The 6971-nt window shown below is 73.7% G+C and carries 4 protein-coding genes; 2 read left to right on the top strand and 2 right to left on the bottom strand.

Annotation, left to right across the window (positions count from 1 at the left end):
• Together BHU15_RS30920 and BHU15_RS30915 are read right to left on the bottom strand one after the other, a co-directional pair.
• On the bottom strand, positions 1 to 698 hold a 698-nt coding region (locus BHU15_RS30920; RefSeq protein ID WP_069630155.1), incomplete at its 3' end, for a LysR family transcriptional regulator.
• Positions 695 to 4075: an AfsR/SARP family transcriptional regulator gene (locus BHU15_RS30915; protein WP_069630154.1), complete on the bottom strand. Its 3381-nt coding sequence runs from the start codon at positions 4073 to 4075 to the stop codon at positions 695 to 697. The genes BHU15_RS30920 and BHU15_RS30915, both read right to left, overlap by 4 nt.
• 184 nt (positions 4076 to 4259) lie before the next feature.
• Between BHU15_RS30915 and BHU15_RS30910 the strand changes: the two genes are divergently transcribed.
• Together BHU15_RS30910 and BHU15_RS30905 are read left to right on the top strand one after the other, a co-directional pair.
• Entirely contained in the window at positions 4260 to 5819 is a 1560-nt protein-coding gene (locus BHU15_RS30910; RefSeq protein WP_069630153.1) for an MFS transporter, read from the top strand.
• Positions 5820 to 5899: 80 nt separating this feature from the next.
• A partial coding sequence (locus BHU15_RS30905; protein WP_174566070.1) for a hypothetical protein occupies positions 5900 to 6971 on the top strand: 1072 nt, incomplete at its 3' end.

The raw sequence follows: 6971 nt of genomic DNA, 5'->3' as shown, positions 1-6971 counted from the left end.
AGCTGGCCCCAGCGCACGGCCGTCGCCGTCTGGGAGACGCGGGCGGCCGTGGCCGGGGCCAGCTCGTTGTTCCGCAGCACGTTCTGGAGCACGGCGTCGAGCGCGCTGTCGCGGTCGAACCGCACCCACGGCTCCCCCGCCAGTTCGCGCAGCTCGACCCGGTCCGAGGCGAGCCGCGGGTGCCCGGCGCCCAGCACCACCACGAACTCCTCGTCGCCGACGTGGTGGGCGTCGGCGGGGCTGCGCTCGCAGGCCGCCATCAGGGCGAGGTTCAGCACGCCCCGGCGGCAGAGCCGTTCCAGCTCGGCGGAGCTGGGCTCCTCGAAGACGGTGACCTCCAGCCGGGGGAAGCGGCGACGCAACGAGCCGAGCGCGCCCGGCAGTTGCCGCGTACCGAAGCCCATCTGGACCGCGACCACCAGCTCGCCGACCAGTTCGTCGGCACCGGCCCGCGCGGTCGCCCTCGCCCGGCGCGACGCGCTGACCGCGACCTCCGCCTCGCGCAGGAACGCGCGGCCGACGACGGTCGGCACCAGTCCGGTGGGGGTACGAGTGAACAACTGCACGCCCAGTTCCCGCTCCAGGCCGCGGATCTGCTGGGACATCGACGGCTGGGCGACACGCAGCAGCTCGGCGGCTGCCGTCACCGAGCCCGCCTCGGCGACGGCCAGGGCGTACTCGTACTGACGAAGGCTCATCGGTTTCGGTCCCCTCTCCGCGACGTACCGGGGTCCGGCCCGTTGTCCTCGTGCGCTCCTGTGCTCGTAGCCATGCCAGGTGAGCGCTTTCCCGCGTCTTCTTCTTCCCCGGTCCCTCCGGCCGCGCCCCTGGCGAACTCGTCGTCGAACGCCGCCCGGCCGCCCAGGGCCTTCGTCGCCCGCGCCGTGACGCGGGCGACGTCGTCCTGTTCGCCCGCCGGCAAGGGTGTGCCGACCGAGTCCCGGGCCGCCGACGCGGCGCCCAGCAGGCGCGCGGCGTGATCGGCCTGGCCCGCCAGGGCCCGAGCGCCGGCCAGGCCCTCCAGGGCCAGCGCCAGTGAGCGGGCGTCGCCGGCGGCGCGGGCGGCGGACAGGCCCTCGTGCTGGAGCCGAAGGGCGGCCGTCGCGTCACCCCGCAGCTCGGCGACGAATCCCAGCTCGGCGAGGACCAGCGCGGGCAGTCCCGGCTGGTAGCCCATCTCCCGGTGGATGTCGAGCACCGTGCGCAGATGGGCCTCGGCGGCGTCCAGGTCGCCGGCGCGGCGCGCCCCCATCCCGAGCCCGATCTCCGCGTACTGCTCCCCGAACCTGTCCGACTGCTCGACCGCCAGCCGTCCGGCCCGCTCGTGGAACTCCCGGGCCCGCGGATAGTCACCGGTCAGCATCGCGATCCGGCCCAGGCCCGACAACTGGAAGGACACCTCGGGCCACAGCCCGAGGTCTTCGGCCATCCGCAGTCCCTCGCGGTGCAGCCGTGCGGCGCGCTCGTAGTCGCCCCGCACCTCGGCCAGCTTCTGGAGCGGCACCATGGCCTTCAACTGGCCCCACTCGTCGCCCAGTTCGCGAAACAGCTCCAGGCTCTGCTCGCCGTGACGCCGCAGTGTGCCGAACTCACCCTCCAGCTTGGCGTGGAACGCCAGGGCGGCGAGCGCCGCGGCGGTGCCCCACCGGTCGTCGAGCGAGCGGAACGTCGCGAGCGCCGACTCGATCAGTTCGCGGCTGGGGGCCGGATCGCCGATGCCGTAGAGGTTGGAGGCCACGAACCAGCGCGCCCGCGCCTGGCCGAGCGGGTCGTCGACCGTCTCGTACGGTCTGAGCGCGGCCCGGTACTCCGTGCCGGGGTCCGCGCTGCCACCGAGCAGCAGGCTGACACCGCCCAGCCAGCCGGTGGCCTTCGCGATCTGAGCGGCGGGCGCGTCGGCGGCCTCGGAGGCGGTCGACAGGGCCAGGGTGAGCGAGCGCCGGGCCTCGTTGTTGCGCCCGCGCAGATGCCAGTACCAGGCGAGCGCGTTCACCAGGCGCAGCGCGCACTCGGCGTCCCCGGCCCGTACGGCGCTGTCCAGCGCGGCGCGCATGTTCGCGTTCTCCGCGTCGAGACGGCGCAGCCAGCGGCGTTGTCCGTGACCGCGCAGATGCGGCTCGGCGCGCTCGGCCAGCTCCGTGTAGTACGCGCGGTGCCTGCGCCGCAACGCGTCCGACTCGCCCGACTCGGTGAGCCGTTCGGCGGCGTACGCGGCGACCGACTCCAGCATCCGGTAGCGGGGGCCGTCGGTGCCGGCCGCGCCCTCGGTCATGACCAGCAGCGAGCTGTCCACCAGCCGGGCGAGGAGGTCGAGAACGTCCGCACCGGCCGGGCCCGCGTCGGCGTCACCGGCTTCCCCCGCGCAGCACTCCTCCGCGGCCGCGAGTGTGCAGCCGTCGGCGTGCACGGCCAGGCGCCGCAGCACCGCCCGCTCCTGGTCGCCCAGCAGCTCCCAGCCCCAGTCGATCACCGCCCGGAGCGTGCGCTGCCGGGCCGGGGCACCGCGCGAGCCCACCGCGAGCAGCCGGAAGCGGTCGTCGAGCCTGGCCGCCAACTCGGCCACGCCCAGGGCCCGTACCCGTGTCGCGGCCATCTCCAGCGCCCCTGGAATGCCGTCCAGTCGTCGGCAGATCGACACGACCGCGTCGAGAGTGGTCGCGTCGAGGACGAAACGCGGCGCCGAGGCCGTGGCGCGTGCCACGAACAGCTCGACCGCGCCGAACCGGCCCACGTCCGCCGTACTCAGCCCCTCGGCCGGCTCGGGCCAGCGCAGCGGCGGCACCTCCACCAGCCGCTCGCCGGTGATACCGAGCGGCACCTGGCTGGTGGCGAGGACACGGAGCGCGGGTGCCGCCTTCAGCAGGTGTTCGGCCAACTCCGCCACAGGTGCGGCGAGATGTTCGCAGTTGTCGAGGATCAGCAGCGTCGGCCGGTCGCTCAGCGCGTGCGCGAGGCGCGCGGCCGGGGACAGGGGCGCGCCCGTGGGGCGGGTCGTGTCGTCCCGGACCCCGATCACCGCGCCGACCGTCTCGTGCACCTCGGCCCATCGGTCGGCCGGGGCCAGGACGGTGGCCGGCGCCGGGTCGAGCGCCGCGAGTTCCACCAGATGGACACCGCCGGGGAACTCCGCGCAGAGCCGGGCCGCGGTCGCCAGCGCGAGCTGTGTCTTGCCGACGCCGCCGGGGCCGGTGAGGGTCACCAGCCGGTGGGCGCCCAGCAGTTGGCGTACGTCGTCGACGGCTTCGCCTCGGCCGATCAGCTCGGTGAGCGGCGCCGGTACGTTGCCCGGCGGGCGGGCCGCCGATGTGGTGGGCGGGGGCGCGGCGGTGAGTGCCGGGTCCTGGGCGAGGATCGCGCGGTGCAGGGCCGTCAGCGCGGGGCCGGGATCCACCCCCAGTTCCTCGGCCAGCCGGGTGCGCAGCTCCGTGTAGCCGCGCAGTGCCGCGTCCTGGCGGCCGGCGAGATACAGGGCCCGCAGGTGCGCGGCGCGCAGCCGCTCCCGTAGCGGGTGCAGTGCCACCAGGCCGGTCAACTCATCGGCTACCAGGGCGTGTTCGCCGAGTTCCAGGCGCGCGTCGGCCTGTTCCTCCACGGCGGTCAGTCGCTGTTCCGCCAGCCGGTCGGCGGCGGCGCGCGCGAACTCCTCGTCGGCGAAGTCGGCGTACGCGGGACCGCGCCAGACGGCCAGCGCCTCGCCCAGCAGTGCGGCGCGGGGCCGGGGTCCGGCGATCGCCCGCGCGCGGGCGAGGAGTTCCTGGAAGCGGTCGGCGTCGACGGTGCCGGGGGCGGCCAGCAGCTCGTACCCCGGCGGGCGCGAGACGAGGAGCGACCGCCCGCCCGGCTCGGCGCTCTCCAGCGCGCGCCGTAGCTGCCACACCTTCGTCTGGAGCACGCCCGGCGGGTTGTTCGGGGGTTTGGAGCCCCACAGGTCGTCGACGAGGCGGTCGGCGGAGACGGGGCGGCCCCGGTGCGTCAGCAGACACGCCAGCAGGGCACGGACCTTCGGCTCGGGGATCCGGACCGGTGCCCCGTCGGCCGTCCACACACCGAGCGGACCCAGCACCCCGAAACGCATGTGATCAGGCTATCCGACCGCGCCGGTCTCCCCCGGAGCGGACCGAGCGGACCGAGTGGACCGGTTGGAACGTGTGGAACGTGTGGAACGAAAGCGGACCGAGAGCGGACCGAGAGAGCGCCGGGAGCGGCGCGGCGCACCGTACGGCATGGCTCCCCAACTCCGGGGAGAAGGAAGGAAACCCATGTCATCGAACGCCCCCGAGACCCCCGTCCGCAAGGCCGGGTCCCGGGAATGGGTGGGCCTCGCCGTGCTGGCCCTGCCCACCCTGCTGATCTCCCTCGACCAGAGCGTGCTGTATCTCGCCCTGCCCCATCTCGCCGAAGGGCTGCGGCCCACCGGCACCCAGACGCTGTGGATCATGGACGTCTACGGCTTCCTGATCGCCGGCTTCCTCATCACCATGGGCACGCTCGGGGACCGGATCGGCCGTCGCAAGCTGCTGATGATCGGCGCGACGGCCGTCGGTCTCACCTCGGTGGCGGCCGCGTACTCCACCAGCGCGGAGGCACTGATCGTCACTCGGGGACTGCTCGGTATCGCCGCGGCGACGCTGATGCCGTCGACGCTCGCGCTCATCAGCAACATGTTCCACGACCCGTACCAGCGGGCCCGTGCCGTCGCGGTGTGGGCCAGCTGCTTCATGGGCGGCACCGCGCTGGGCCCGGTGGTCGGCGGCGTGATGCTGGAGTACTTCTGGTGGGGCTCGGTGTTCCTGCTCGGCGTGCCCGTGATGGTGCTGCTGCTGGTCGTCGCCCCCTTCCTGCTGCCGGAGTACAAGGACGGCGCCGCCGGCCGGATCGACCTGCTCAGCGCCCTGCTGTCGCTGGTGTCGATCCTGTCGGTGATCTACGGCCTGAAGGAACTCGCCCGGTACGGCTTCGAGCCGGTGCCGCTCCTCGCGATCGCCGCCGGTCTGGCCGTCGGCGCGGTCTTCGTGGCGCGGCAGAACAGGCTCGCCGTTCCGCTGCTGGACCTGAGGCTGTTCAAGGTCGGCGCGTTCAGCGCGGCGCTGCTGATCCTGACGGTGTCGATGCTCGGTACCGGTGGTGGCTACCTGTTCATCACCGGGTTCCTCCAGATGGTGGAGGGCTTCTCGCCGATGGAGGCGGGTCTGTGGATGGTGCCGGCCGCCGTCGCGTCGATCGTCGCCGCGCAGGTGGCGCCGGTCATCGCCAAGCGGCACCCGCTCAGCACCGTGGTCGGGGTGGCGTTGCTCATCGGCATGGCCGGCTATCTGATGCTCGTGTTCGTCGATCCGGTCGGCGGGATTCCGTTGCTGGTGACGGGCTTTGTCATCATCTTCGTCGGCGTCGGCACCTTCGGGTCGCTCGGCACCAATCTGGTCATCGGGTCCGTGCCGCCGGAGCGGGGCGGTTCCGCGGCGGCTCTCTCCTCCATCAGCGGTGACCTGGGCAACGCCCTGGGCGTCGCGGTGCTGGGCAGCCTCGGTACCGCCGTCTACCGCGACGCGGTCGTGGTGCCCGACGGGATCCCGCGGGCGGCGGCCGACGCCGCCGGGGGCAGCATGGAGGACGCCGTCACGGCGGCCCGGGATCTGCCGGCCGGGCCCGCCGACGACCTGCTGGCGGCGGCGGCCGAGGCGTACACGAGGGGGCTGAACACGATCGGTGTCGCCTGCGCGGTCATCGCCGCGATCAGCGCGACCATCGCGCTCACCATGCTGCGCCGCAGCCGTGGAGCCGTACCGACCGGCGATCGCGCACCGGCGGCGCGGACGTAGAGCGAGGACCATAGGGTGACGGCCGTGGAAGACGACCAGGACGGGCACCGGCCGGACGGGCAAGCCGAAGGCCAAGGGATTTGACGAACCATCAGATGCTGAACGCGCTGGCCGGCAATCCGGCGGCGCCAGCCGGTGTACTGCTGCGGCTGCTGGCGCTGGACGACCACTCGATCAGGCACCGGCTCTCGTACCGCGAGTCGTTTCCCGACGAGGTGGCCGAGGCCATGCTCGGCCATTCCGACAGCCGGGTGCGCCGGGTGCTCGCCGCGAGCTGGACGATCGCACCCGAGCTGCGCGCCCGGCTCCTGGACGGACCGGCGTCGGACGCCTACGCGGTGGCTTCCGGTCCGATGCCGTACGCGATGGCAGTGCCGCCGCTGCCGGACCGGGCGTACGAGCGGCTGCTGACCCATGAACGCGGCATGGTCCGGTACGAGACCCTCAACGCGGCCGGGGTGCCCGATCATGTGCTGGTGCCGCTCGCCGGGCACCCCGACCCGCTGTTCCGGCTGGCGGCCTGCCGCCGGGTCTGGCACGCGCTGACCGACGGCGTACGCGCCGCGCTCCTCGACGACGCGGACCCCTCGGTGCGCCGGGCCGCCGCGCTGTGGGTCGTGCACGAGGACGAGGAGCGTACGGCCGAACTGGTCGACGCGTACGCGGGCGACTGGCAGTTGTCGGAGGTGGTGGAGCGCGGCCGGCTCGGCCCGGACCTGGCCGAGCGGCTGCTCGCCGGGGGAACCTGGCTCGCGCATCTCGCCCGCAACCCCACCCTGCCCGCCGCTCTCGCGTCCCGGCTGGCCCACCACGAGGACCCCGCCGTGCGGCTCGCGGTCTCCGCCCGCCCCGAGTTGTCGGAGGAGCAACGCGCGGCGATCGACTGGGAGATCGGTCCCGAGGACCGGTTGGACACGCTGCGTTGGGTGTGGGACGCGCGTGCGGATCAGGACGTGCTGCGCAGGTGCGCCACGTCCGCGCACCCCTGGCTGCGGCGCAGCGCCGCCGTCTGCCGGGAGTTGCCCAAGGACTGCGTCGAACTGCTCGCGAGCGACGAGGACTTCGCCGTACGGCTGCTGCTCGCCGAGCGCCATCCGCAGGCACCGGCGGAGCTGCTGCTCGATCTGTATCTGCACGGTACGCACCGGGCCG

Origin of the sequence: Streptomyces niveus (assembly GCF_001723055.1) — a bacterium.
Taxonomy (GTDB): domain Bacteria; phylum Actinomycetota; class Actinomycetes; order Streptomycetales; family Streptomycetaceae; genus Streptomyces; species Streptomyces niveus.
The sequence above is the reverse complement of the archived record's forward strand: the minus strand, read 5'-3'. Positions and strand labels throughout refer to the sequence as shown.